Genomic DNA, 24,318 nt, shown 5'->3' on the forward strand with positions numbered 1-24,318 from the left:
CGCTAGACCTGTCCTGTGACCAGGGTGGCGAACGATCCGATTCCGACCGACGATATTCCTGCGCGTGCGCTGCTCGGGCTGAGCCCGCGCGACCAGGACATCGGCGACCTCCGGCAGCTGCAACTCGCGCCGCTGCGCGGGCGCGGCAAGCTGCGCCTCGGCATGGGGCTCGGCATGACGATCGTCGCGGTGCTGACGATGCTGAGCGCGGTGCCGCTCGCTATGGTCGCGGGCTGGGCGGCCGCCACGATCCTCTTCACCCTCTGGTCGTGGCAGGTCGTCTCGCGCCTGCCGCTCGGCGAGCTCCACCATTCGGGCGCCGCCGAGTTCAACCTGTGCCACCGCCACGCCTTTTATTCGGCGATCGTCTGGTCGGCGCCCTTCTGGCTGCAGGGCCTCTCGCCCTCGCCCGACCATATATTGTCGATGTGGACCGTCGCGCTGCTGATGATGCTGACGCTGGCGATCGCCGCGCACACGCTGCCGATGGCGTGCCTGCTGTTCATCGTTCCGGTAAGCCTGTCGGCGGCGGCGGCGCTGGTCGTCGCCGGCATGCCGGCGCAGGCCGGGATCGCGGTCGCCGCGGGCGCGCTGCTGTCGGGCTTCTGCATCCGCTTCGCGCAGAGCCATATCCGCTTCCGCCGCGCCGAAGAGGTGCTGCACGAAAAGACCGAGACGGTCAGCCTGCTGCTCCGCGAGTTCGAGGAAACCTCGGCCGACTGGCTGTGGCAGACCGACAACGCCCGCCGCCTCATCCATGTGACGCCGCGGCTCGCCTTCGCGCTCGGCTCGCCCGCCGACCAGCTCGAGGGGCTGCCCTTGCTCCAGGCGCTTTCGGGCGACGCGTGGGAGACGGGCAATTTCCCCAAGAGCCTGCACGACATGGCCGAGCGGATGAAGCGCCGCGAGAGCTTTTCGAACCTGATCGTCCCGGTGACCATCGACGGCACGCCGCGCTGGTGGGAGCTGTCGGCCTCGCCGCGCCTCGACGAGGCGGGCAAGTTCCTCGGCTTCCGCGGCGTCGGATCGGACGTCACCGAACAGCGCGCCTCGGCCGAACAGATCGCCAAGATGGCGCGCTTCGACAACCTCACCGGCCTGCCCAACCGCCTCAGCCTGAACGAGGATCTCGAACGCGCGCTGACCCATGCGATCGAGGCCAAGACGCGCTGCGCGCTGCTGATGATCGACCTCGACCGCTTCAAGGCGGTGAACGATACGCTCGGCCATCCGGTCGGCGACAAATTGCTGGCGCAGGTCGCGGCGCGGCTCCGCAGCATGATGGAGCACAGCATGACCTGCGGGCGGCTGGGCGGCGACGAATTCGGCGTCGTGCTCCACAATCTGCCGTCGGCCGAAGAGGCCGAAGGGCTCGCGCGCCGCATCATCGCAACCTTGAGCCGGCCCTATGTCGTCGACAACCATCAATTGTTCGTCGGCGCCAGCGTCGGTTACGCGATGGGCCCGCAGGACGGCGCGACGGTCGAGACGCTGACGCGCAACGCCGATCTCGCGCTGTACAAGTCGAAGGACAAGGGCGGCAATGTCGTCGCCGGCTATGTCGCCTCCTTGCACGCACAGGCCGAGGAACGGCGCGTGATGGAACAGGAACTGCGCGGCGCGCTCGAACGGCGCGAGTTCGAACTTTATTACCAGCCCGTCGTCACCGCCGCCGACGGGACGCTCAACGGTTTCGAGGCGCTGATCCGCTGGAACAACCAGAAGCTCGGCAATGTCTCGCCGGGCCGCTTCATCCCGCTCGCCGAGGACAGCCGCCTGATCTCGCCGATCGGCGAATGGGTGTTGCGCACCGCGTGCCACGAGGCGATGAAATGGCCCTCGAACCTCAAGGTCGCGGTCAACGTGTCGGCCGAACAGCTCACCGACCCGGCCTTCGCCTCGGTCGTCGTCTCGGCGCTTGCGCAGAGCGGGCTGCCGCCGCAGCGGCTCGAGATCGAGGTCACCGAAAGCGTGTTCCTGCGCGACGGCGGCGGCGCGGCGCAATTGCTCGACCAGCTGATCGGCCTCGGCATCCGGCTCAGTCTCGACGATTTCGGCACCGGCTATTCGTCGCTCGGCTATCTCAGGAAGACGCAATTCTCGACGATCAAGGTCGACCGCAGCTTCGTCGTCGGCGCCGCCAAGGGCATCACCGAATCGATCGCGATCATCCGCGCCGTCGTCGCGCTCGCCGATAGCCTCGGCATGTCGACCACCGCCGAGGGTGCCGAGACCGAGGTCGAGGTCGACACGATTCGCAGCCTCGGCTGCAGCAATATCCAGGGCTATTATTACGGCCGCCCGATGCCCGCCGCCGACGTTCTGACGCTCTTCCGCCCACCCGCCGGCCAGGCCGTCGCCGCCGCCTGACACGGCGAGTTGAGCCCGTCCGTCGACGAATCGAGCGCGCTTTCAAACGGTTCCCCGGCTCACCCCGCCTGCGATGCGATTCGTCGCGCGGCGGGTGGTTTGTCGCCCGCGGCGTGGCAGAGAGGCTCCAACGCTTGAACACAAGCCAACGGGGGTCGCTTTCCATGTCAGCCAGCCGCTTTTCAGCAGCCATTGTCGCATGCGCGATGATGTTCGCCGCCGCGCTGACCGCCACCCCCGCCGCCGCCGCGTCCTACCTCCAGTGCGTCCCCTTCGCGCGCGCCGAATCGGGCGTCGAGATCCGCGGCAACGCCGGGACCTGGTGGGCGCAGGCCGAGGGTCAATATGAGCGCGGCGACGAACCGCGCGAGGGCGCGGTCATGGCCTTCGCCGGCAGCCGCGGCATGCCGATCGGCCATGTCGCGGTGGTCAAGAAGATCGTCGGCGACCGCGAAATCCTGATCGATCATGCGAACTGGTCGCCGATCAACGGCCGCCGCGGCCAGATCGAGCGCAATGTCCGCGTCGTCGACGTCAGCCCGTCGGGCGACTGGAGCATGGTCCGCGTGTGGTACGCCCCGATCGGCGACCTCGGCCTGCGCGCCAATCCGGTGCAGGGCTTCATCTACGCCAACGGCGCGCCGCGCAAGGCGCCGAGCTTCGAGGCCCCCGTCTGGGCGAACAACGACTGGAAACCCGGCAACGACCTCGAACTGGTCGTCGCCTCGCTCGGCCAATAAGCCCGCGGCGCTTCGGCGCCGTCCATACCAATTTCATACCTATTCCTGACCAATCCGCTTGCGAGCGGAAACACGGCGCTTATGCTTTCTCCACGGACTCGGAGGGGAAGCAAGATGGCGCGGCTGGCGAGGTTGGTCTTTGGGATCGCGGCGCTCCTGCTGGCGGCGGGCGCGCACGCCCAGACCCCGGTCGAGCGCCACGGCCAGCTCCGCGTCGAGGGCACGCGGGTCGTCGACGCGCACGGCGAACCCGTGACGCTGCGCGGGATGAGCCTGTTCTGGAGCCAGTGGATCCCGCGTTACTATAACGAAGCGACGCTCCGCCGCCGGCGCGACGACTGGGGGATCACCGTCATTCGCGCCGCGATGGCGGTCGAGCATGGCGGTTATCTCACCCACCCCGCGGCCGAAGCGGCGAAGGTCGAGACGGTGATCGAGGCGGCGACCAGGCTCGGCCTCTATGTCATCATCGACTGGCACGCGCACCAGCCGCACCCAGAGGAAGCCGCCGACTATTTCGGCAAGCTCGCGGCCAAATATGGCGACCGGCCGAACCTGATCTACGAAACCTATAACGAGCCACTGCCCGAGCATGGCTGGGCGAAAGTGCTGAAACCCTACCATACGCAAGTGCTCACCGCGATCCGCGCGCACGACCCCGACAATATCGCGGTGCTCGGCACAAGGAGCTGGAGCCAGGATGTCGACGAGGCGGCCGCCGATCCCGTCGCGGGGACCAACATCGCCTATACGCTGCACTATTACGCGGCGAGCCACAAACAGCCCTATCGCGACAAGGCGCAGGCCGCGCTTGATCGCGGCGCGGCGCTGTTCGTCACCGAATATGGCACGACGCAGGCGAGCGGCGACGAAAGCATCGACGCCGCCGAAGCGCAAATCTGGTGGGACTGGATGGAGGCGCGCGGAATCGGCTACGCCAACTGGTCGATCGCCGACAAGGACGAGAAAAGCGCAATCTTCAAGCCCGGCACCGCCACCGACGGGACATGGCGCGAGGAAGATGTCACCGCATCGGGCAGGCTGGTGCGCGCGCAGCTGCGCAAGATGGCGGGGATGTAAGCTCCGCGAAGGCGTCGCGTTAACTTGGGAGGCTGCCGAAAGCCTGGCCGGGCGATGCCAATTCTATTTTGCCGTTACCCGAAAAGCCTGTTACTATCTGTTTCTCTGCACAAATAGCAGAGTAACGGGGAGACGATATGAAGCAGCGTATTTTTATCGGGCTGATATTGTTCGGAGCATTGACCGGCTTCAGCGCACCCAAGCCCTGCAACACCGCCACGGCATTCCAGGAATTTCCGAAATATTGCCTGCCCGGCTGCGAATTCGACGAGAATACGCAGCGCTGCCACTGCCAGATCTGAGGCGGGCCGGCAAAAAATGGCTCGCGGGACGCGCGAGCCCCGTTGAACGCCCGGCGCGGCGGCCGGACGGCGTGTGCGCCGACGCCGTTTATTCGGCGTCGGCGTCCGTGCCGCCCTCGCCCGCCACATCCTCGAACCAGGCTTCGACTTCGCCCGACAGCTTGATCGTCATCGGCTGGCCGAAGCGGTCCTTCGACTTGCCCGCGGCGACGCGGATCCAGCCTTCGGAGATCGAATATTCCTCGACGTCGGTGCGCTCCTTGCCCTTGAAGCGGATGCCGATGCCGCGCTGCAGCACCTCCATGTCGAAATGCGGCGACCGCGGGTTGGTCGACAGATGGTCGGGGGGGGTGTCGGTCATGATCGCAATTCCCATAAAAAGATGGCGCGGCCCTAGGGAGCCGCGCCACCATCGTCAATCGCGAAGGCTGGTTTAGAAGTCGCCCTTCAGCGTCACGAAGAACTGCTGCGGCGCCCCCGCGAGCAGCGTCTGGTTGTCGCCGCGGTTGGAGAAGCCGTTGGTGCCGATCGTCGAGATATAGTCCTTGTCGAACAGGTTGGTGGCGTTCGCCTGGATCGTCAGCCCGTTCAGCGCCCCCTCGGTGAAGCGATAGCCGATGCTGGCATCGACGATCGCGAAGCCGCCGACCTCGGCGTCGTTCTCGAACGAATAATAGCGCTTCGAGGTATAGCCGACGCCGGCGCGCGCGAAGATATTGCCATTGTCCCAGGTCACCTCGCCCTTGGCGAGATGCTTGGGCGAATTGACCACCGTCTTGCCCGCGGTCGCCGCGATCACGACATTCGCGGCGTTGACGACATCGTCCTGATATTCGGCGTCGTTATAGGCGTAGGAGCCGAACAGCGAGAGTTCGGGGGTGACGCGGAAGGTGCCCGCGGCCTCGATCCCCCACGAACGGACGTCGCCGACATTCTGCAGGATCGCCGGATTGCCCTGGATGCCCGACCCGTTGGCGAAGGCGATGATGCGGTCCTTGAAGTCGACATAATAGCCCGCGACGACGCCCTGGAAGACGGGCGACTTGGTGCGGAAGCCGAGCTCGTAGGTGGTCGAGGTCTCGGGCTTGAGGTCGAGCGCGTCGAAGCCCGCCTGCGTCGTCGCGAAGGGCCCGCCCGTCGCCGAGCTTTCGAAGGCGCGCATATTCTGCGTGAAGCTCGCGAAGACCTCATTGTCGCCATCGAGGCGATAGAGCAGCCCCGCCTGCGGCAGGAACCAGTCCTTCGCCACCGTGCGGCCCGCCGCGAGCCCGCCGCGTACGACCGGGGTCGCCTCGTTGGTGACCTTCAGCCCCTTCCAGCCAGCGTTGATCTGGACCGCGCCCAGATCGAGCCGGTCCTGCACATGATATTGCAGCGTCTCGGTGTTGAAATCGAACTCCCACTGGGTCGCGAGCGGGTCCTTGGGGAATTTCAGGCTGCCGCGGCTCGGCGCGCCCGCGGTGTTGGCGAGGCCGTAGAAGCGCCGCGCCTGGTTGAAGTCATTATCCTCGTACCACAGCCCGAAATCGACGGTGTTCGCGCCGATGGTGACCTCGCTCGACGCGACGACGCCGAAGCGTTCGATTGCATATTCGGTGGTGCGGATGGTGATCGGTGCGCCGCCGGGGGTCGTGACATAAGGTGTGAACCACAGGCCGCGGCCCTTGTTGTTGTGGTAATAACCGGTCGCCTTCAGCGTCCAGTTGTCGGTCACCGGCACGTCGCCGCCGACCCCCGCGAGCCAGTCCTTGCGCAGCCCCGACGCGTCATAATAGGCGTCGTCGACGGTCAGGATCGGCGCGGGGAAGGCCTCGCCGACGCCGGCGTAGGGCGCGGTGAAGGTCGAGCCCAGCGGCAGGCTGCCGTTGGCAACGCCGGTGTTGAACGCCGCGCGCGCGACCTGGTTCTGGTAGATTTGTGCGACGCGGACCGCGAGGTCCCAGTCCTTGGCGAAATTGTCCCAGTCGTAGCCGAGGCGGTTCACCATCTCGGCGCTCAGATCCTGATAGTCGTTCTCGGCGCGGTCCGAATAGTTGACGAAGCCGAACAGGCGTCCCTCGCCGACCGGCTGGACGATGCGCGCATTGACCTGGTGCTGGCGCTGGACGCCGTCGCCCTTCCACTTGTCGGCATCCTGCCAGGCATAGCTGACGGTGAGCATCGGCCCGCCGAACATGATTTCGCCGCTGTCGAGACGGACATAGGCGCGCTTGGTCTGCTCGCTGCCATAGGTGCCCGAAAATTCGACCCCCATATCGGGCTTGGGATCGCGCGAGAAGAATTCGATCGTGCCGCCGAGGTTGCTCGACGAGGCGGCGCCGAGCGCGCCCGCGCCCTGCGCGACTTCGACGCGGCCGACATTCTCGCTGATGATCGCGCGGCTGATGTGCAGGCCGTTGTGGTTGCCATAGCTCATGTCGCCGAGCGGAATGCCGTCGAGCGTGAAGCCGAGCTGGTTCTGGCTGAAACCGCGGATCGAGATACGCGACGACCATTCGTAGGCGCCGAACGGGTCGGCGGCCTGGAAATTGACGCCCGGCAGCTTGTCGATGGCTTTCAGCGGGCTGATCCCCGCGACTTCGAGCGCGATGTCGGCGGCCCCGAGTTCCTGGACCTGGCGCGCTTCGCCGATGCCGAGCACGACGATCTCGTCGCCGGCATCCGCGGCGGCGGCGCTCTCGGCAGCTTCTTCGGCAAAGGCCGGCGTCGCCGCCAGCATTGCGACCAGCGCGGCACCCGCCCGCAGGCGGCGGCTCCTATTATGTGTCATCTGGAGAGTCCCCTTTGCCCGCGCCGAAATGGCGCGGGACGCGCCGGGGCTTTAGGCAGGCGATATTGCTGCGCCGCGGCACAAGCATGACCCGATGATGACAGGATAACGAAAGCCGCTGTCACGAACGCCGCCCGCCCTTGCGGGGCCCCGCAAAGCTTGGCATGAGCGGCGCAGGGTCGCGTATCGGGAAGTCCAACCATGACGATACGCCGGGCGAGCTTCGCCCTTTCCGCCGCGCTGCTGGCCTCGGCCGCCTTACCCGTCCTCGCCGCCGAACCGCCGCCGGCGGTCTGCGCGGGCGACAAGAACCCCGATTGCGACGATGCGGCGAACAAGGTCGTCGGCGACGCGATAGAGTATTTCGAATCGGCGAAGGGCGAGGAACAGGTCCAGGCCGCGCTCCTCCTCGTCGATCTGGCCGCCAAATATCGCGGCCAGTTGTCGGACGACAATCTGTTCAGCGTCGAAACCGGGCTCTGGATCTATTTTGGCGGCGACCGCGAAGCCGGCGACGCCGATTATCAGCGCATCACCGCCAAGATGCGCGGCTATGCGGCGCGCGCCGCTGCCGCCGGGGACGACGCGGGCGAGCTGTTCTTCCTCGACTGGATGAGCCTGGGGATGGGCCGCGACGAGCGGATGGGGCACGCACGACTGGTGCATCGCCGCGCCGCCGAACTGGGCATGCTTCGCGGCTCGCCGGCCTTCAGCGCACGCATCGGCCTCGAAATGTACGGCCGCGAGCTGCTCGACGAGGGTCGCTACGCCGAGGTCGCGCGCGCGCTCGACGATAGTTTCGCCGAGCTCGCCGCGGTGGGGATGACGACGGCCGACCATTGGGAATTGCAGCTGCGCTATGCCGAGGCGTTGACGCTGGTGCGCCGCGACGAGGAATCGGACCGCGCCTTCGACGCGCTGCTCGTCACGATGCAGGACCCCGCCTACACCGACTATCAGCGCCAGTTCGCGAACAACCAGATCAGCTATTACCGCAACATTTCCGGCCGCTTCGCCGCGGCCGAGGGACCGGGCCGCATCGCGGCGACCGAGGGCGAGCGGCTCAACGGCCGCGACGATATCGGCACCCAGAAATCGCGCTATAATTTTGCGCTCGCGCTGCTCGGCCAGGGCAAGGCCGAGGAGTCGCTGCCCTATTTCGAGGAAGCGCTGCCGCTGCAGCTCGAGGCCGAAAAGGGCAATTGGCGCGACACCAGGACCGACACGATCATCCTGCTCACCACCCTCGCCCGCGCGCGCGCGCAGGTGAAGGGGCGCGAGGCCGACGGGCTGGCCGCGGCGGCCGACGCCGCCGACCGGCTGCGGCAGCGGCGCGATGCGGGGATCGGCGGCAGCGACGCCAACCCCGCGGTCGCCGCGCTCGCCAAGGCGGTCGCGCGCGGCACCCGCCGCAACCCGCAATCGGGCGCGTTCGACATGGTGCTGTTCGCGGGCTGGGCAGCGCGGGGCGGCCAGCCCGACGCGCTGAACCCCGCCTTCCTCGCCGCGCAGGACCTGACGCTGACCGACGCGGGCGACGCGATCAACGAGGCGGCGGCGCGCGACCTCGCCGGCGCGGGCCCGCTCGGCGAGCTGGTGCGCCAGCGCCAGGACACCGCGCAGGCGGTGGTGTCGCTGAACCAGCGCTACCGCGACCAGTCGCTCGGCAAGGACGAGGCGAAAGCCGCCGCGCTGCGCGCCGAGCTCGACGCCGCGGCCGCCCGGCTCGCGCCGCTCGACGCGCGCATCGCCGCCGAATTCCCCGACTATGCGACGCTGGTGACCCCGAAGGCGATCGACGTTGCCGCGGTGCAGGCGCTGCTCGAACCCGACGAGGCGGTGCTGATGCTGCTCCCGTCCGAAGGCCATCATTATGCCTTCGCCATCTCGAAAAAGGCGGCGCGCTGGCACCGCGTCGACGAGGGGGCGGCGCCCGTCGCCGCCGACGTCGCGCGGCTCAAATGCCGGATCGACGAGAACACCTGCTCGCTGCCCGACTATAATGCGCTGCTCGAAGCGCAGGAACGCGGAGACAAGAGCGTGATCGACGAACGCTATCCGCGCTACGACCGCGCCGCCGCCTGGCGCCTCTACCAGCGGCTGGTCGCCCCCGTTGCCGAAGCGCTGCCCGCGGGCGGGCGCATCTACAGCGTCGCAAGCGGACCGATCGCCGGGCTGCCGCTCGCCGCGCTCGTCGCGAGCCCGCCGGCGGGCGACGCCGAAAGCGGGACGGTGAGCGACCTCGCCGCGACCGACTGGCTCGCCAGACATTATCGCTTCGTCACTTTGCCCTCGGTCAGCGCGCTCGCGCTCGCCCGGCGCACCGATCCCCCCACCGCCGCCTCGCGCCGCCCCGACCTCGTCGCCTATGGCGCACCGACGCTCGCGGGCAGCGGCCGGGCCGCGGCGCGCGGCGCCGACGGCACGCTGCGCAAGCGCGGCGGCGTCGGGGTGCGCGGCGCGGGGCTGACGCTCGCCGACGGCGACAGGACGATGGCATCGGTCGACAAGCTCCGCCGGCTCGACCCGCTGCCCGGCACCGTCGTCGAGCTCACCAAATTGTCGGCGGCGATTTCGGGCGGCGGGGGGCTCCGCCTCGGCCGCGACGCGACCGAGAGCGCGGTCAAGGCCGACCGCGAACTGCCGCGCGCGATCGCGGTAGTGTTCGCGACCCACGGCCTTCTGCCCGGCGAAATGGGCACCGGGTCCGAGCCCGGCCTCGTGCTCACCCCGCCGGGCAAGGCCAGCCTCGCCGACGACGGGCTGCTCACCGCCAGCGAGGCCGCGGCGCTGTCGCTGTCGGCGCGCTGGGTCGTGCTGTCGGCGTGCAACACCGCGACTCCGGGGGTCGAGGCGGGCGCCAGCGGCGAATCGCTGTCGAGCCTCGCGCGCAGCTTCCTCTATGCCGGCGCCGACAATCTGCTCGCAAGCCACTGGCGCGTCGCCGACGACGCGACCGCGGCGCTGACCGTCGAGGCGCTCGCGAATCGCGACGCCTCGCCCGCGACCGCGCTCGCCGCGGCGATGGCGGCGGTGCGCACCGGCCGGCGGGCCGACGGCACGGCGGTCGAGGGCTGGGCGCCGCACTGGGCGCACCCGGCGAGCTGGGCGCCCTTCACCCTGGTGACCAACCGCGACCGCTGACGTCGCGAATCGGCGCCATGCCGGGACGGGCCGCATGACCGGTCGCGTCGCCGAACCGGTCCACCAAGGAAAAGCGCGCCAATCGCGGCGATATTTGGACAGCGCGCAATGCGGTGCCCGGTTTCGACCAGGGCTGGCGCGTCGCCTTCAGCTGGACGCTGGCGATCCGCCCCCCGACGTCAGTGCCGCGCAGCGCGGCGGGCGACGGGCACGTCATATTGTTCGGCCGCCGGATATAGTTCGCGCTCTTCGCGCTCGATCCGCATCGCGATCGCGTCGAGCACCGCTGCGGTCTCGGCGCAGAAGCCCGGCCAGTCGCCAGCGATGCGCTCGGCGGACCATCTGGCGTCATAGGCCGTGAAATCCTCGGCGATATGCCCCATTTCGAAGATGAACTCGCCCGCCAGCCGCGCGAGACCGGCGTCGCCGCTCGCCTTCAGCCGCGGATAGAGCGCCCAGTCCTCGCATTTCAGGTGGCGTAGCAGCGTATCGCGGAACATGCCGCGCACCGCGGCGAGCTCGGTCGGGCGCGGCGGGTCGGGTTCGGCGACGAGCGCCAGCAAAAAGCGCGACAGCGTGTCGAGCGCCGCATGTTCGGCGCGCAGTCGCTGCATTTCATGCGCCATGTGCATAGGGGCCGCCCATCGTCGAGTGGTCCCTCCTGTCCCTCCTAAGAGCGCGTCATGAAAAGAGGGTTAATCGAGCATTGCCGCGCATACATGGCCCGATCCATCGCATGGATGACCCGAAAGACGGATCGGAAAGGCGAAAATACTTGCAGATTTGCTTATCCGGCCATAGGGGCACGCTATTGATAATCTTTCGCAATAATCGCAGGCGTGCGCTTCCCCATGCAACGGCCTGGGCCGCGCTCGCGATACCGTTTGTCGCCGTCGGCTGGGCGATGAAGGCTCGCCGCACATAGGTTTTCGCGCGGCCAGCCGCGTTTGCAAGGGGACTATCAGTGACCAAATTCCACACCCGCATCGCGATCGGCCTGTCGGCAAGCGCCGCGATGCTCGCCCTGGCCGCACCCGCCGCGGCACAGGACGGCGCCGACGACATCATCGTCACCGCGCAGCGCAACAACCAGACCAAGGTTACCGGCGGCGGCAATGTCGGCGTCTTCGGCACCAAGCTCGCCGAGGACATCCCGTTCAACATCCGCAGCTATAATGAAGCCCTGATTCTGAACCAGCAGCCCGACTCGCTCGGCGAAGTGCTCGAGAACGACCCGACGATCCGCACCGCGCTGGGCTTCGGCATCGCGGGCGAGGTCTTCGTCATCCGCGGCTTCGACCTCTCGTCCGACGACGTCGGTTTCGACGGCCTCTACGGCATTACCCCGCGCCAGATCGTCGCTCCCGAACTCGTCTCCTCGGTCCAGGTCATCAACGGCGCCAGCGCCTTCCTCAACGGCGCCGCGCCCGGCGGCAGCGGCATCGGCGGCAGCGTCAACATCCTCCCCAAAAAGGCCGAGCGCGACGTCATCCGCGGCACTTTGGGCTATACCTCGGCGTCGCATTTCTCGGGCGCGGTCGACGTCGCGCGCCGCTTCGGCGCCGATCAGCGGTGGGGCCTGCGCCTCAACGCATCGGCACGCCGCGGCGACATCGCGATCGACGACGAATTCCATTCGAGCTACGTCCTCGGCGCCATGCTCGATTATGACAATGGCCCGCTGCGCGCCGCATTGAGCCTCAACTACCAGCGCCTGAACCAGACCTATTGGCGCGGCCAGGTCGGCATCGGCGCGGTCGTCCCGCGCGTTCCGCAAGCCGACACCAATTATTCGCAGCCGTGGAGCCAGATCCTGACCAAGGATGTTTTCGGCACCTTCAGCCTCGAATATGACCTCTCCGACAAGGCGATGCTCTATGCCAAGGCCGGCGCGCGCGACGGGCGCGAGGATCAGACCACCGCCAGCATCAGCGTCGGCGATCCGGTGACCGGCGCCGCGACGGGCGCGGGCTCGTACGTCCCCCGCGAGGACAACAATGAATCGGCGACCGCCGGCATCCGCATCAAATTGGAAGGCGGCGGCGTCAGCCACGAGATCAACGCCGGCGCCGCGGTGAGCTGGCAGGTCAACCGCAACGCCTTTGACTTCGATTTCACCGGCTATGCCACCAACCTCTACAACCCCGTCGTCGCGCCGGCGCCCACGCCCGGCGGCTTCGTCGGCGGCGACCTCGACGATGTGTTCCCGATCAGCCGCAACCGCGTGTCGAGCGTCTTCTTCTCGAACACCCTGGGCTTCTGGGACGACCGCATCCTGATCACCGGCGGCCTGCGGCTGCAGGAGATCAAGACGACCTCCTACTCCTATACCGACGGCGCGCGCACCGGCGGCTACAAGGAATCGGCGGCGACCCCGGTCCTCGGTCTCGTGGTCAAGCCCGTGCAAGGCCTGTCGCTCTATGCCAACCGGATCGAGGGGTTGATCGCCGGTTCGACGGCGCCGGCCACCTACGACCATGACGGCGCGCCGATGACCGCCCCGCTGCCCGTCGTCAACGGCGGCGCGGCGCTGGCGCCGGTCAAGTCGACCCAATATGAGGTCGGCGGCAAATTGAACTTCGGCCGCTTCAACGCGGGGCTCGCGCTGTTCCGCATCGACAAGCCCAACGCCTTCGTCGACCCGGTGACGATCGTCTTCGGCAATTACGGCACCCAGCGGAACCGCGGCGTCGAGATCACGCTCGACGGCGAACCCGTCGACGGCCTCCGCATCATCAGCGGGCTGACGCTGCTCGACGCCAAGCTCCGCCGCACCGAGGGCGGGCTGAACGAGGGCAATGACGCGGTCGGCGTGCCCGAGCTGCTCGCCAACGCCAATGTCGAATGGGACCTGCCCTTCCTCCCCGAACTCACGCTCGTCGGGCGCGTCGTCCATACCGGCAAGCAGGCGGTGAACGCGGCGAACACGCTCGAATTGGGCAGCTGGACGCGCTTCGACCTCGGCGCACGCTATGTCGCGCTCGTCGGCGACACCCCGCTGACCCTGCGCTTCAACGTCGATAATGTCGCCGACAAGCGCTATTGGGCGACCGCCTATAACGCCTTCAGCGCCTTTGGCGCGCGGCTGCTCCAGGGCGGCCCGCGCACCTTCAAGGCCTCGGCGTCGATCGAATTCTGATCGGCGGGCCCTACTGGCGGCTTTTCATCAGGGGCTGGATACGCGTGCCGAACGCCTCCACCCCCTCGATGAAATCGTCGAAGGTCAGGAGCACGCCGCCGGTGTTAGGCACCTCGGCCATCTCGTCGAGCATAAGCGCGACGCTTTCGTAGGAGCCGACCAGCGTCCCCATATTGATGTTCACCGCGCCTTCGGGTGCGGCGAGCTGGCGGACATTGGTCGTTTTATTGTGCTTGTCGGCGGCGCCCTGGTCCATCAGCCACGAGATCGCCGCGACATCGACGCCGTCATTGTACGACTTCCACTTCGCATGCGCTTCTTCGTCGGTTTCGGCGGCGATGATCATCACCAGCACGAACACCGACACGTCGCGCCCGGTCTTCGCGGTCGCCGCGGCGAGCCGTTCGTTGTTGGAGGCAAAGGCGGTCGGGGTATTGACCCCCTTGCCGAGGCAGAAGGCATAGTCCGCCCACTGCGCCGAGAAGGCGAGCCCCTCGTCCGACGAACCCGCGCAGATGATCTTCATCTCGCCCCCGGGCATGGGCCGCACGAGGCAGTCGTCCATCTGGTAATAGTCGCCCTTGAAATCGCTGCGCCCCGTTTCCCACAATTCGCGCAGGATGCGGGCATATTCGCCCAGCATCTGGTACCGGTTGCGGAAATGCTCGTCGCCCGGCCACAGCCCCATCTGGCTGTACTCGGGCCGCTGCCAGCCGGTGATCAGGTTGAGCCCGAAGCGCCCGTGGCTGATGCTGTCGATCGTGTTGCACATGCGCGCCGCGAACGCCGGCGGGATCACCAAGGTCGGGCAGGTCGCATAGATTTTGATCTTCTCGGTCACCGCGGCGAGCCCCGCCATCAGCGTGAAGCTCTCCAGCCCATATTCCCAGAATTCGGTCTTCCCCCCAAAGCCGCGCAGCTTGATCATCGAAAGCAGGAAATCGAGCCCGTGCTTCTCCGCACGCTGCGCGATCTGCTTGTTGAGGTCGAAGCTCGGCATATATTGCGGCGCGTTTTCGCTGATCAGCCAGCCATTGTTGTTGATGGGAACGAAAACACCGACTTGCATGGCTTATCTCCTGAGGAAATCGAGGACGATGCGGTTGAAAGTCTCGGGGTCGGTGACGTTGCAGGCGTGACCGCCCCAATCCATCATCGCGATCGAACAGCCTTGGATGTTGTCGGCCAATTCGCGCGAACAATGGGCTGGAACGAGCATATCGTCGCTCGCGGCGATCGCCAGCATCGGCGTGTCGAAGTTCCCGAAATTGTCCCGAATATCGAACCGGCGCAGCATATCGATCCGACGCTCCATCGTATCGATGGCCGGGAACCCGGCGATCGCGTGCGCCGCTTCGCGATCGATCTCGTCGCTGCGCCGTGAACTCCATTCCGCCGGATAGAGGAAGATGGGTTGCGCGTGCACATAAGCGGCGACGCCGCTGTTCCGGAGGAGCGCCAGGCGTGCGTCGAAGCAGCGAGCGAAATGCGGATCGGGTCCCGCCCAGGCGTTGATCAACACCATCTTGCCAAGCCGATGCGGCCAGTCGAGCGCCATCATCAGTCCGGCTGCGGCACCTGCGGCATGGCCGACAAAATGCGCCTCCGTGATGTTTAGCGCGTTCATCAATTGCGCCACATCCGCGCTCAAATCGACGTGCGGCAAGGCCCGGTCGCTCCGCCCCGTGCCGCGATGGTCATAGGTGATGACGCGGAAATGCTCGGCTAAGGCCGCAATGTTCGGCGCCCAGTAACTCGCCGATCCGCCCAGCCCTGAGGACAGGATCAAGGGCGGCGCATCCTCCCGCCCATGGACTTCATAATAGAGGCCCGCCGCCTCAGCCAATGTGCGCGACGCTCGCGATCTCGACCAGGCAGTCCGCCTTCACCAGCTCGGCCTTGATGCAATAGCGCGCGGGCTTCGCGCCCGGGAAATATTCGGCGTAGACGGCGTTGAACGCGGCATAGTCCGAAAAATCCTTGAGGAAGATATGGTTCATCGCGACATCCTCGAGGGTCGCGCCGGCTGCCTCGAGCGTGATCCGGATGACGCCGAGGACATGCCGCGTCTGCGCCGCCGCGTCGCCGACGTGCAGCACCACCCCGCCCTCGCCGAGCGCCAGCACGCCCGACACATAGACGGTGTTTCCGGCCTTCGCGCCCGCCGAATAGGGCGCGATCGGGGTCGGGAATTGCGGCGGGTTGATCGGTTCGAAGGGCATCGGATCACTCTTTCTTTTTCCGTTTGTCCTGAGCTTGTCGAAGGACCGTTCTTCTTTTTCGGCGCCCGAGAGAAAATACGGCCCTTCGACAAGCTCAGGGCGAACGGCTGTTGGAAACCTCATCGGCAGGCTGCTGGCCCACCGACCCGCAAAAATCGGCCACGGTCGATACCCAGCCAAAGAATTTCTCGACATTATAGACGGTCGCGTCGCGCACATAATCGGGGCCGAGATGGTGCGTCGCATCCTCGATCATCACCGAAAAATATTCGAGGTGGAATGCGTCGCGCAGCGTCGATTCGACGCAGACATTGCTCGCGATGCCGACAAAGACGATCGTACGGATGCCGCGCGAGCGCAATGTGCTGTCGAGCTGCGAATTGAAGAAGGCGCTGTAGCGCGTCTTGTGCAGCCGGATGTCGCCCGGCTGCGGCGCGAGGACCTCGACCAGCTCATAATCCCAGCCGCCGCGCGCCAGCAGTTGCCCCTGCAATTCGGGCCGCGCGCGCATCGTCTTCAGCGCGTTCGACTTGTGCCAGTTGGGCGACCCCGGCCCGCCCGCCTCGACATAGTCCGCGTCCCAGCCATTCTGCAGATAGATCACCGGCATACCCGCGCCGCGCGCGACGTCCAGCACCTGCGCGATCCGCCCGATCGCTCCCGCCGCGCCCGATATGTCGAAACCGGCAAGGTCGACATAGCCGCCCTTCGACGCATAGGCATTCTGCATGTCGATCACGACGACCGCGGTCGAGGCGGGATCGACGATCAGCGGTTCGGGCCGCGCGGGCAGCGTCACGCCGGGGCGTCCCCTGGGTGTCGTATCGACGGCTATGGCCAAGTCCGGCTCCCTTGCAGCAATGCGGCAGCTTCCCCGAAAGGCCGCCGCGATGCAAGCCGCCATGCTGCGGCGCAGCAGGTGGAACCCCTCGCCCGCCCGATCATTTGGACTCGCGACAAGCGAAAGAGAAAGCCGATGGCTGCACGCGCCTATTGGAAGGGACAGATCCGCCTCGCTTTGGTGTCGATCCCGGTCGAAATCTATCCGGCGACCAAATCGGGCGCCGCGATCAGCTTCCGCCAGATCCACGAACCGAGCGGCAAGCCGGTCAAATATGAAAAGACCGTGCCGGGCATCGGCGCGATCGACGTGGGCGACATCGTCAAGGGTTACGAGACCTCGAAGGGCAATTATGTCCTGCTCGACGAGGAGGAGATCGAAGCGGTCAAATTGGAGAGCAAACGCACGCTCGAACTCGTCCAGTTCGTCGACGCGGGCGAGATCGACATCCTCTATTACGCCAAGCCCTATTATGTCGTCCCCGCCGACGAGCTCGCCGAAGAGGCCTATATCGTGCTGCGCGAGGCGCTCCGGAAATCGAAAAAGATCGGCCTCGGCCAGCTGTCGGTGCGCGGGCAGGAACAGCTTGTCGGCCTGCGCCCCTGCGACCGCGTCCTGCGTCCCCGCCGCATCGCCCCCCCGGCCGCGGCGCCATGGATCACCGTGCGCACCGTCGTCGTCGAGGCCTCGGCGACCGCGCCCGTCGCCCCCGCGCCGCCTTCGGCGTTCCCCGCGACCACAGCGCCCGCCCCTGCACTGGCGCGCGTCGAGAAATAGTTGATCGTCGTGCGCTTGCCGCCCGCGTCCTGCCCGTAATGGCGCAGGCAGAACATCAGCAGCGCGTCATTATGCTTGCGCCGGAACCCCAGCAATTTGCCGCCGACAAAGACCGGCACCAGATAGCCGTCGATCGCGCGTTCGAACGCGATGTCCTTCAGCCGCGCGACCCCGAAATCGAGCGCCGCCTCCCACGCCCGCCGAAAGCTCTCCGCCCCCGGCGCGCGCCGCAGCGTATAGCAGTTCGCCTGCGCCATATTGACCTGTGCCGCGGCGCGGCTGACCGACCCGGTATCGGCGAGCGCCGCGATAAACGCCTTCTGCCGCTCGGGCGTCCACCCGTCGTGCCGGTATTTGCGCGGCACCGGCGTGAAGTCGGGAAGCGGCGGCCGCGCCTCCGCCGCGATCGGTGTCCGGTTCTGCATGGCGTGCCCTCCTGTCTGCCGAAGCCTGTCCCGAGCGAAGTCGAGAGGCGAATCGGACAGGATATGACGGAGCGAAGTTTTTTAGGAAAGGACTTTGTTTATGGTTTGTTCCAAACCAGGCATTCTCTCAAAATGTCTGCTATCAGCGAAGTTCGCGCCTTAGCTTCGACAACAGACGCGCTGCGTCAACGGCATCTGGTGTCGAGACTTCGATCCAATCGGCGAACAGATCTAGGGCTTGGCTGTCGCGTACTGGATCGAGAACACCTTCGCGCACACCTAGAACCGCCAAATGACAGATAATATCTTGGCTGCCGGTCAAGTAATCCATTGATCTGGGTGTCAACCTCCGATCAAAGACCAAGCCGGAACCAATCATCCGAGCAACAAACCGGCACACTGCGAATGGGTTGAGGCTGTAAAGTCTGTGGTTGGCGAGCGATACGCAAATAGACCAGATCAGGCTGCGATCGATGTCGGAAGGTGATCCGAGGTCTTCGGCAAATCGCAAGAGTTGGTCCGTGAGCGAGGAAAATCCGACGACGGAAATATCGGTGGATGGCAGATTGCCAATTACGCGGCGTATCCGTGAAACGCTATCCTCGTTCCTCGGATAGGTCACGGCCCATTGAACCAGAGCCAAAACAACGGATTCTGGCAAATTTCGGCGCCTCGACAGGGCCTTGCTTAGATATACGAAGTCCTCAGTATGAGACCAAGCCACTGCCCAATCGAACACCCGCTGTTCAACGTCCTCAAAATCCCCGCCCGCATCTAACCAAGCACGATAGACATGGTCCGCGCTGAATTCCCGCCCAAAGACTTCGGCCCACTGCAACAACGGCTCGCGGATCGCCTTTCCGTCGCCTCCGGCATCGAGCCACGCCTTATAGACAAACTGAGCCTCCGGCGTCAGGCCATACGCACCAACCCAGCCCAACAATGATTCGCCGATCGCTTCCCGCTCGCCTCCAGCATCGAGCCACGCCTTATAGGCAAACTGTGCATTCAACGTCAGGCCATGCGCACCAACCCAGCCCAGAAACGGTTCGCGGATCGCCTTTTCGTCGCCTCCGCCATCGAGCCACGCCTTATAGACAAACTGTGCCTCCAGCGTCAGACCATACGCGCCGAACCAGCCCAACAACGGTTCGCGGATCGGCTCCCTCTCACCCCCGGCATTTAGCCAAGCGCCATAGACAAACCGTGCTTCCGATATCAGGCCATGCGTATCGACCCAGCCCAGAAATGGTTCGCGGACCGCTTCCCGCTCGCCTCCCGCATCGAGCCACGCCGTGTAGACAAACTGGGCATCCAACGTCAGACCATGCACATCGACCCAGTCCAACAATGGTTGGTGGAACGCTTTCCGCTCGCCACCTGCATTAAGCCAAGCACTATAGACAAACTGGGCATCCAACCTCAGGCCGTGCGCATCGATCCAGCCCAGCAATGGTTCGTGGACCGCTTCCCGCTCGCCCCAAGCATCGAGCCACGCCTTGTAGACAAAACTGGCGCATGCCACTCGGGAATTCGCCTTGATCCAGTTTTGGACCGCTTCGCTCATCGCGTCAGGGCATTCACCCGAACGGAGCATCTCTGCGATCAAGAAATGCGTTTGCTCGACAACAGGAAAAAGCGCGATATTAGCGAATGCGCGCGAACGAAAGCGCTCTGGGTCAAATGCGAAAGCTCTGCGCAGAACGAAATTCGACTCCAGACCGTACGACCAAGCCAAGTCGAGGAGATCACCTATCGCTGCGGGTACTGTCAGGTCCTCGCCATGCTTTCTGGCATGCCCCACTTGTTCAGCTATTTTTGCTACGCTGAGTTGCAACGATGGGTTATGTACTATTACCTGAGGCAAAGCGGAGAGACTCGCGATCAGGTCAAGCTTATGTTGGAGCTTCAACAGCGGCCCGTCCAAAATCTGCCCGGCGGACGCCATCACTTGCTTGGCGTCGGCCATGGCAAGCAACGCTTGCGCCACCTGCTGCCCATCAATCCCTACAAACCCAGGATGCGTTACCAGTCGGGCGAGTACAATGAAACCATGTGGCAAATCCTGCGCGGACGCCGCCGTTTCGAGGAGATCGACGACACGAAGCGTGGTCGCGCTTTCGGTTTCAAACAGCCAACGCGCCAATAAGGCGTCAGCGAGAATATCATGCGCAGCGGCGATATTCCCGTCCACATATTCGATCCATCGGTCGGCGACAAGTCGATCGATCAAGTCGCCATGCGTCTGTCTGAACCTGGACAGCCGGTCCGGCGGGATTGGAAGGGCTAGGGCGATCTCGGCGGTCGCACGCTCGCTGAAGGAGGTGCCCTGCATCAGCGCCGCGATCCGCTTGTTCGACCAGCTTTCAAAATCGCGGGTAGCCAGGAGTCCGCCGAACTGATCATTGAACTGGGCTCGATCGGCACGAAACAGATAGACCGCAAAAGCAGCGAGAGCCGGTATCCCGTGGCAGACCTGCGCCAACTGGTCAGGCTCCGGGAAGGGCTCCAACGCCAAAATCGAGCCGGTTACCCAATCGAGATATTCGTGCTCGCCACCAACTTTCGAGGCGAGATTGACCATCTCAGGACTCAGAATTTCGAGCGCATCGCGAAGCCGATTCGTAGCGCTGGCTCGGCAGGTCGCGACAATTCGGATTTGGTGGCCAGCCTGATGGTTCATTTGCGCAACCACATCAGCGATTTCGGTCAACCGTTGCGCCGCCTCAGCATAGTCGATCAGAAATAATATCGAGGCTTTGGCTGGGTAGCGCCCTATAACCTCCTGCACAGAAATCGCGCTTGCACCGCGCTCCAGCCAATAGGCGTCGAAGCCCATTGCTTCATTGGTCAGCTTGATCGCAAGTTCGTGAGCAAGGCGCGTTTTTCCCACACCACCCGGACCCGCTAGGACCAAGGCCCTTATTTCTCCCGAAACCAGTCCCTCGACCAAATCGGCTTCGCCTCGCGCCGCGACTTCAGAACCCTTCGCCGCAAAGCTGTCGCGGGAAAAATAGACGAGTTGACCGCCACTCAGGAAATCGCGGAATGACTGTCCCGTCCGACCTCCGCGCTCGAATGCGTTTACGCCGATTGGCAACCCTCTGAACCAGCGAAAGGCGAGCGACGGACAATCGGTTAGCTCGGCGTGAAACCAATCCCACGACAAAACACGGATCGCACCTTGAATTTCGGCCAAGTGGCGAACCGCCTCAACTCCTGCAACGGCCAGCTTTGCAAAATCCTGCGCGATCAGCTTTTCAAGGCGGACGACCTCGGCATCCGTTAAGCTGATCGTTATGCAGAATCGATAGCGCCGGATCGGTCGATCGGAATCGAGCCAAGTGCGATAGGGTGAGTCGTTTTGCTTGCTTGGATTTGCAGAAAGTCGGGGCAGATGATCGGCAAGATGTTTATAGACCTCACGCCAGCGCGCCTTTGCCTCCCCGAACCCGCCATTACCAATATATTTGCATTCCGCGATGGTCGTTGTGCCAGGCAAACTATGCTGGTCGATCAAATCGATCGCACCGTCCCGTCCACGCCTAAGGCTCTTGGAGAACGAAGCCTCCTGTTTCGCAACCCGAAAACATTCTAATACGAAACGCTCAAAGTCATTCCCGTTGTCGCCCGAATTCTCGTGGCGCGTTTGAAATGACCAAGACGTTTCCCCCATGTTCAACAAATGCAAGTTTTGGAACTACGGATCAAGGCCTCCACTAGATCGCTTTGGCCGCGCCCTCTATGCGCGAACACATCTTTCGACGCCTTCCTGCCCTAGCCGGAGATAGCAGCTTGCCGCGAAAGATGTGTTTTCCATTTCCGCCGATGGCGCATGGCGATTATCTGGGCGTGGGCCATGCCCCGCGGCCGAGTGAAAGGACTAAAGCCTCTTCCTCAATGTACCTCCCGCCACTCCCCCACCGCCAACTCCCCGATCTCCCACCCCCCGATCCGCCAGCGCACGAGCCGCAGCGTCGGGTGGCCGACCGCGGCGGTCATGCGGCGGACCTGGCGGTTGCGGCCTTCGGTGATCGTGAGTTCGAGCCAGCTGTCGGGGACGCTCTTGCGGTAGCGGACGGGGGGGTCGCGGTTCCAGAGCGCCGGTGCGTCGATGCGGCGGACCGCCGCGGGGCGGGTCGGGCCGTCGTTCAGCGTGACACCGCGGCGGAGCGCTTCGAGCGCGGCGGCGTCGGGTTCGCCCTCGACCTGCGCCAGATAGGTCTTGGGCATCTTGTGCCTGGGCGACGAAATGCGCGCCTGCAGCGCGCCGTCGTCGGTCAGGATCAGCAGGCCTTCGCTGTCGCGATCGAGGCGGCCGGCGGGGTAGACGCCGGGGATGTCGATATAGTCGGATAGCGTCGCGCGTGCGCCGCCACTATCCGCGGTGCTGCCGCGGTCGGTGAATTGCGACAGGACACCCCAGGGCTTGTTGAACAGGATCAAGCGGGCCAACGCGTCACGCCTCGCATAGTGCCCCGCTCCCCTTCCTCGTCACCCTGAACTTGTTTCAGGGTCCATGGCCTGTTTCCTCCAGCTAGGCAGCGCCGGACGAGAGAGCAGGCCATGGATGCTGAAACGAGTTCAGCATGACGAAAATCGGGAAAGTGGGCAAAGACAATATGCGCTGCCCTCCCCCGCCGGAAAAGGCGCACAAATCTTTACGCCATTTCCTTCTTGCGCGACGCCTTCTTGCGCTCGTGCGGGTCGAGCAGCGCCTTGCGGATGCGGATGTTCTTCGGGGTCACCTCGACCATCTCGTCGTCGTCGATATAGGCAATCGCCTGTTCGAGCGTCATGCGGCGCGGCGGGGTCAGGCGGATCGCGTCGTCCTTGCCGGTCGACCGGAAGTTCGTCAGCTGCTTCGACTTCATCGGGTTGACCTCGAGGTCGTCGGGCTTGGCATTCTCGCCGATGATCATGCCCTCGTACAGCGCCTCGCCGGGCGAGACGAAGAGGATGCCGCGCTCTTCGAGCGGGCCGAGCGCGTAGGCGACCGCGTCGCCATTGCCGTTCGAGATCAGCACGCCGTTCTGGCGCCCCGCGATATTGCCCTTGTACGGGCCATATTTCTCGAACAACCGGTTCATGATGCCGGTGCCGCGCGTGTCCGACAGGAACTCGCCATGATAGCCGATCAGGCCGCGCGAGGGGCCCGAGAAGGTGATGCGCGTCTTGCCGCCGCCCGAGGGGCGCATGTCGGTGAGGTCGGCCTTGCGGATCTGCATCTTCTCGACCACCGTGCCGCTATGCTCGTCGTCGACGTCGATGACGACGGTTTCATAGGGTTCGGTGCGCTTGCCGGCCTCGTCCTCGCCATAAAGGACGCGCGGGCGGCTGATGCCGAGTTCGAAGCCTTCGCGGCGCATCGTTTCGATGAGCACGCCGAGCTGAAGCTCGCCGCGGCCCGCGACTTCGAAGCTGTCCTTGTCGGCGCTTTCGGTGATGCGGATCGCGACATTGGTCTCGGCTTCGCGGAACAGGCGGTCGCGGATCATGCGGCTCGTGACCTTGCTGCCCTCGCGGCCCGCCATCGGCGAATCATTGACGGCGAAGCGCATCGACAGCGTCGGCGGATCGATCGGCTGCGCGGCGATCGGCTCGCTGACGGTCGTGTCGGCGATGGTGTTCGCGACGGTCGCGTTGGTCAGGCCCGCGATCGCGACGATATCGCCCGCCTTCGCCTCGTCGACGGGGACGCGGTCAAGCCCGCGGAAGGCGAGCAGCTTCGACGCGCGGCCGGTCTCGATCACCTTGCCGTCCATGTCGATCGCGTGGATCGGCTGGTTGACCTTGATCGTCCCCGACTGGACGCGGCCGGTCAGGATGCGGCCGATGAAATTGTCGCGGTCGAGCAAAGTCGCGAGGAAGGTGAAGGGACCATCCTCGGGCAGGCCCGGCGCGGGGACGTGGCGGACGATCGTCTCGAACAGCGGGGTCAAATCGCCTTCGCGCGCATCGGGGCTGTCCGAGGCATAGCCGCCGCGGCCCGAGGCGTAGAGGATCGGGAAATCGAGCTGCTCGTCATTGGCCTCGAGCGTCAGGAAGAGTTCGAACACCTCGTCGAGCACTTCGGCGGCGCGCGCGTCGCTGCGGTCGATCTTGTTGACGACGACGATCGGCTTCAGCCCGAGCGCGAGCGCCTTGCCGGTGACGAACTTGGTCTGCGGCATCGGGCCCTCGGCGGCGTCGACGAGCAGGATGACGCCGTCGACCATGCTGAGGATGCGCTCGACCTCGCCGCCGAAGTCGGCGTGGCCCGGGGTGTCGACGATGTTGATGCGCGTCAGGTCGGCGCCCTCACCCCATTCGACCGAGGTGCACTTCGCGAGGATGGTGATCCCGCGTTCCTTTTCCAGATCGTTCGAATCCATCGCGCGTTCTTCGACGCGCTGGTTGTCGCGGAAGGTGCCCGACTGGCGGAACAGTTGGTCGACGAGGGTGGTCTTGCCATGATCGACGTGGGCGATGATCGCAATATTGCGCAAAGACATGCGGTAGAGCCTTG

The 24,318-nt window shown here is 65.2% G+C and carries 16 protein-coding genes and 1 pseudogene; 7 read left to right on the forward strand and 10 right to left on the reverse strand.

The window, feature by feature from the left end; translation table 11 throughout:
* The first annotated feature begins 24 nt into the window (after positions 1-24).
* The 4 genes from AC1RNQ_RS02760 to AC1RNQ_RS02775 all read left to right on the forward strand — a co-directional run bounded on the left by AC1RNQ_RS02760 (position 25) and on the right by AC1RNQ_RS02775 (position 4,492).
* Positions 25-2,370 carry a putative bifunctional diguanylate cyclase/phosphodiesterase gene (locus AC1RNQ_RS02760; RefSeq protein WP_493168732.1) on the forward strand — a complete coding sequence of 782 codons (2,346 nt, stop codon included), beginning with the start codon at positions 25-27 and terminating at the stop codon, positions 2,368-2,370.
* A gap of 206 nt (positions 2,371-2,576) precedes the next feature.
* On the forward strand, positions 2,577-3,110 hold the full coding sequence (locus AC1RNQ_RS02765) for a CHAP domain-containing protein (RefSeq protein WP_493168734.1): 534 nt from the start codon (positions 2,577-2,579) through the stop codon (positions 3,108-3,110).
* 114 nt (positions 3,111-3,224) lie between these two features.
* Positions 3,225-4,190, forward strand: a complete 966-nt coding sequence (locus AC1RNQ_RS02770) for a glycoside hydrolase family 5 protein (RefSeq protein WP_493168736.1) — start codon at positions 3,225-3,227, stop codon at positions 4,188-4,190.
* 137 nt (positions 4,191-4,327) lie between these two features.
* A complete protein-coding gene (locus tag AC1RNQ_RS02775) occupies positions 4,328-4,492 on the forward strand; it encodes a hypothetical protein (RefSeq protein ID WP_493168738.1) in 165 nt (54 codons plus the stop codon).
* Between the two features lie 88 nt (positions 4,493-4,580).
* Here the strand turns inward: AC1RNQ_RS02775 and AC1RNQ_RS02780 are convergent, their stop codons facing one another.
* Both AC1RNQ_RS02780 and AC1RNQ_RS02785 read right to left on the reverse strand, forming a co-directional pair.
* Positions 4,581-4,853 carry a DUF3297 family protein gene (locus AC1RNQ_RS02780; protein ID WP_493168739.1) on the reverse strand — a complete coding sequence of 91 codons (273 nt, stop codon included), beginning with the start codon at positions 4,851-4,853 and terminating at the stop codon, positions 4,581-4,583.
* A 72-nt stretch (positions 4,854-4,925) separates the two neighbouring features.
* Positions 4,926-7,262 (reverse strand): TonB-dependent receptor, encoded by a 2,337-nt coding sequence (locus tag AC1RNQ_RS02785; protein WP_493168741.1) that lies wholly within the window; start codon positions 7,260-7,262, stop codon positions 4,926-4,928.
* A 201-nt stretch (positions 7,263-7,463) separates the two neighbouring features.
* On the opposite strand from AC1RNQ_RS02785, the gene AC1RNQ_RS02790 reads away from it, so the two are divergent.
* Positions 7,464-10,406, forward strand: a complete 2,943-nt coding sequence (locus AC1RNQ_RS02790) for a CHAT domain-containing protein (RefSeq protein ID WP_493168742.1) — start codon at positions 7,464-7,466, stop codon at positions 10,404-10,406.
* 179 nt (positions 10,407-10,585) lie between these two features.
* On the opposite strand, the gene AC1RNQ_RS02795 is transcribed toward AC1RNQ_RS02790, so the two are convergent.
* Positions 10,586-11,020: a hemerythrin domain-containing protein gene (locus AC1RNQ_RS02795; RefSeq protein WP_493168745.1), complete on the reverse strand. Its 435-nt coding sequence runs from the start codon at positions 11,018-11,020 to the stop codon at positions 10,586-10,588.
* A 350-nt stretch (positions 11,021-11,370) separates the two neighbouring features.
* Between AC1RNQ_RS02795 and AC1RNQ_RS02800 the strand changes: the two genes are divergently transcribed.
* The gene (locus AC1RNQ_RS02800; protein ID WP_493168747.1) at positions 11,371-13,545 is read left to right on the forward strand and encodes a TonB-dependent receptor; all 2,175 of its coding nucleotides are present in this window, start codon (positions 11,371-11,373) and stop codon (positions 13,543-13,545) included.
* 10 nt (positions 13,546-13,555) lie between these two features.
* On the opposite strand, the gene rutA is transcribed toward AC1RNQ_RS02800, so the two are convergent.
* The 4 genes from rutA to rutB all read right to left on the reverse strand — a co-directional run bounded on the left by rutA (position 13,556) and on the right by rutB (position 16,608).
* Positions 13,556-14,614, reverse strand: a complete 1,059-nt coding sequence (gene rutA, locus AC1RNQ_RS02805; RefSeq protein ID WP_493168748.1) for a pyrimidine utilization protein A — start codon at positions 14,612-14,614, stop codon at positions 13,556-13,558.
* A 3-nt stretch (positions 14,615-14,617) separates the two neighbouring features.
* Positions 14,618-15,391, reverse strand: a complete 774-nt coding sequence (rutD, locus tag AC1RNQ_RS02810) for a pyrimidine utilization protein D (protein WP_493168750.1) — start codon at positions 15,389-15,391, stop codon at positions 14,618-14,620.
* Positions 15,384-15,767 (reverse strand): pyrimidine utilization protein C, encoded by a 384-nt coding sequence (gene rutC / locus AC1RNQ_RS02815; RefSeq protein WP_493168753.1) that lies wholly within the window; start codon positions 15,765-15,767, stop codon positions 15,384-15,386. The genes rutD and rutC overlap by 8 nt, the downstream gene beginning before the upstream one ends.
* Positions 15,768-15,861: 94 nt before the next feature.
* Positions 15,862-16,608: a pyrimidine utilization protein B gene (gene rutB, locus AC1RNQ_RS02820; RefSeq protein WP_493168755.1), complete on the reverse strand. Its 747-nt coding sequence runs from the start codon at positions 16,606-16,608 to the stop codon at positions 15,862-15,864.
* 135 nt (positions 16,609-16,743) lie between these two features.
* Here rutB and ku point away from each other — a divergent pair.
* Positions 16,744-17,226: pseudogene (gene ku, locus AC1RNQ_RS02825) on the forward strand (non-homologous end joining protein Ku); the annotation flags it as partial.
* 726 nt (positions 17,227-17,952) lie between these two features.
* Here ku and AC1RNQ_RS02830 read toward each other — a convergent pair.
* The 3 genes from AC1RNQ_RS02830 to typA form a co-directional block, all read right to left on the reverse strand.
* Entirely contained in the window at positions 17,953-21,330 is a 3,378-nt protein-coding gene (locus AC1RNQ_RS02830) for a hypothetical protein (protein ID WP_493168756.1), read from the reverse strand.
* Positions 21,331-21,707: 377 nt separating this feature from the next.
* On the reverse strand, positions 21,708-22,265 hold the full coding sequence (locus AC1RNQ_RS02835; RefSeq protein WP_493168757.1) for a pseudouridine synthase: 558 nt from the start codon (positions 22,263-22,265) through the stop codon (positions 21,708-21,710).
* 206 nt (positions 22,266-22,471) lie between these two features.
* Positions 22,472-24,304, reverse strand: coding sequence for a translational GTPase TypA (typA, locus tag AC1RNQ_RS02840; RefSeq protein ID WP_493168758.1), 1,833 nt, complete (start codon positions 24,302-24,304; stop codon positions 22,472-22,474).
* Between the last annotated feature and the right edge of the window lie 14 nt (positions 24,305-24,318).

The organism is Sphingopyxis sp. GW821-FHT12F08 (assembly GCF_058806755.1).

Excerpts from the sequence above, each read along its gene's own strand:
- AC1RNQ_RS02775 (WP_493168738.1), top strand. The coding sequence starts at position 4,328 with ATGAAGCAGCGTATTTTTATCGGGCTGATATTGTTCGGAGCATTGACC.
- rutA (WP_493168748.1), bottom strand. The coding sequence starts at position 14,614 with ATGCAAGTCGGTGTTTTCGTTCCCATCAACAACAATGGCTGGCTGATC.
- AC1RNQ_RS02770 (WP_493168736.1), top strand. The coding sequence starts at position 3,225 with ATGGCGCGGCTGGCGAGGTTGGTCTTTGGGATCGCGGCGCTCCTGCTG.
- AC1RNQ_RS02790 (WP_493168742.1), top strand. The coding sequence starts at position 7,464 with ATGACGATACGCCGGGCGAGCTTCGCCCTTTCCGCCGCGCTGCTGGCC.
- typA (WP_493168758.1), bottom strand. The coding sequence starts at position 24,304 with ATGTCTTTGCGCAATATTGCGATCATCGCCCACGTCGATCATGGCAAG.
- AC1RNQ_RS02795 (WP_493168745.1), bottom strand. The coding sequence starts at position 11,020 with ATGCAGCGACTGCGCGCCGAACATGCGGCGCTCGACACGCTGTCGCGC.
- AC1RNQ_RS02780 (WP_493168739.1), bottom strand. The coding sequence starts at position 4,853 with ATGACCGACACCCCCCCCGACCATCTGTCGACCAACCCGCGGTCGCCG.
- AC1RNQ_RS02765 (WP_493168734.1), top strand. The coding sequence starts at position 2,577 with ATGATGTTCGCCGCCGCGCTGACCGCCACCCCCGCCGCCGCCGCGTCC.
- rutC (WP_493168753.1), bottom strand. The coding sequence starts at position 15,767 with ATGCCCTTCGAACCGATCAACCCGCCGCAATTCCCGACCCCGATCGCG.
- AC1RNQ_RS02785 (WP_493168741.1), bottom strand. The coding sequence starts at position 7,262 with ATGACACATAATAGGAGCCGCCGCCTGCGGGCGGGTGCCGCGCTGGTC.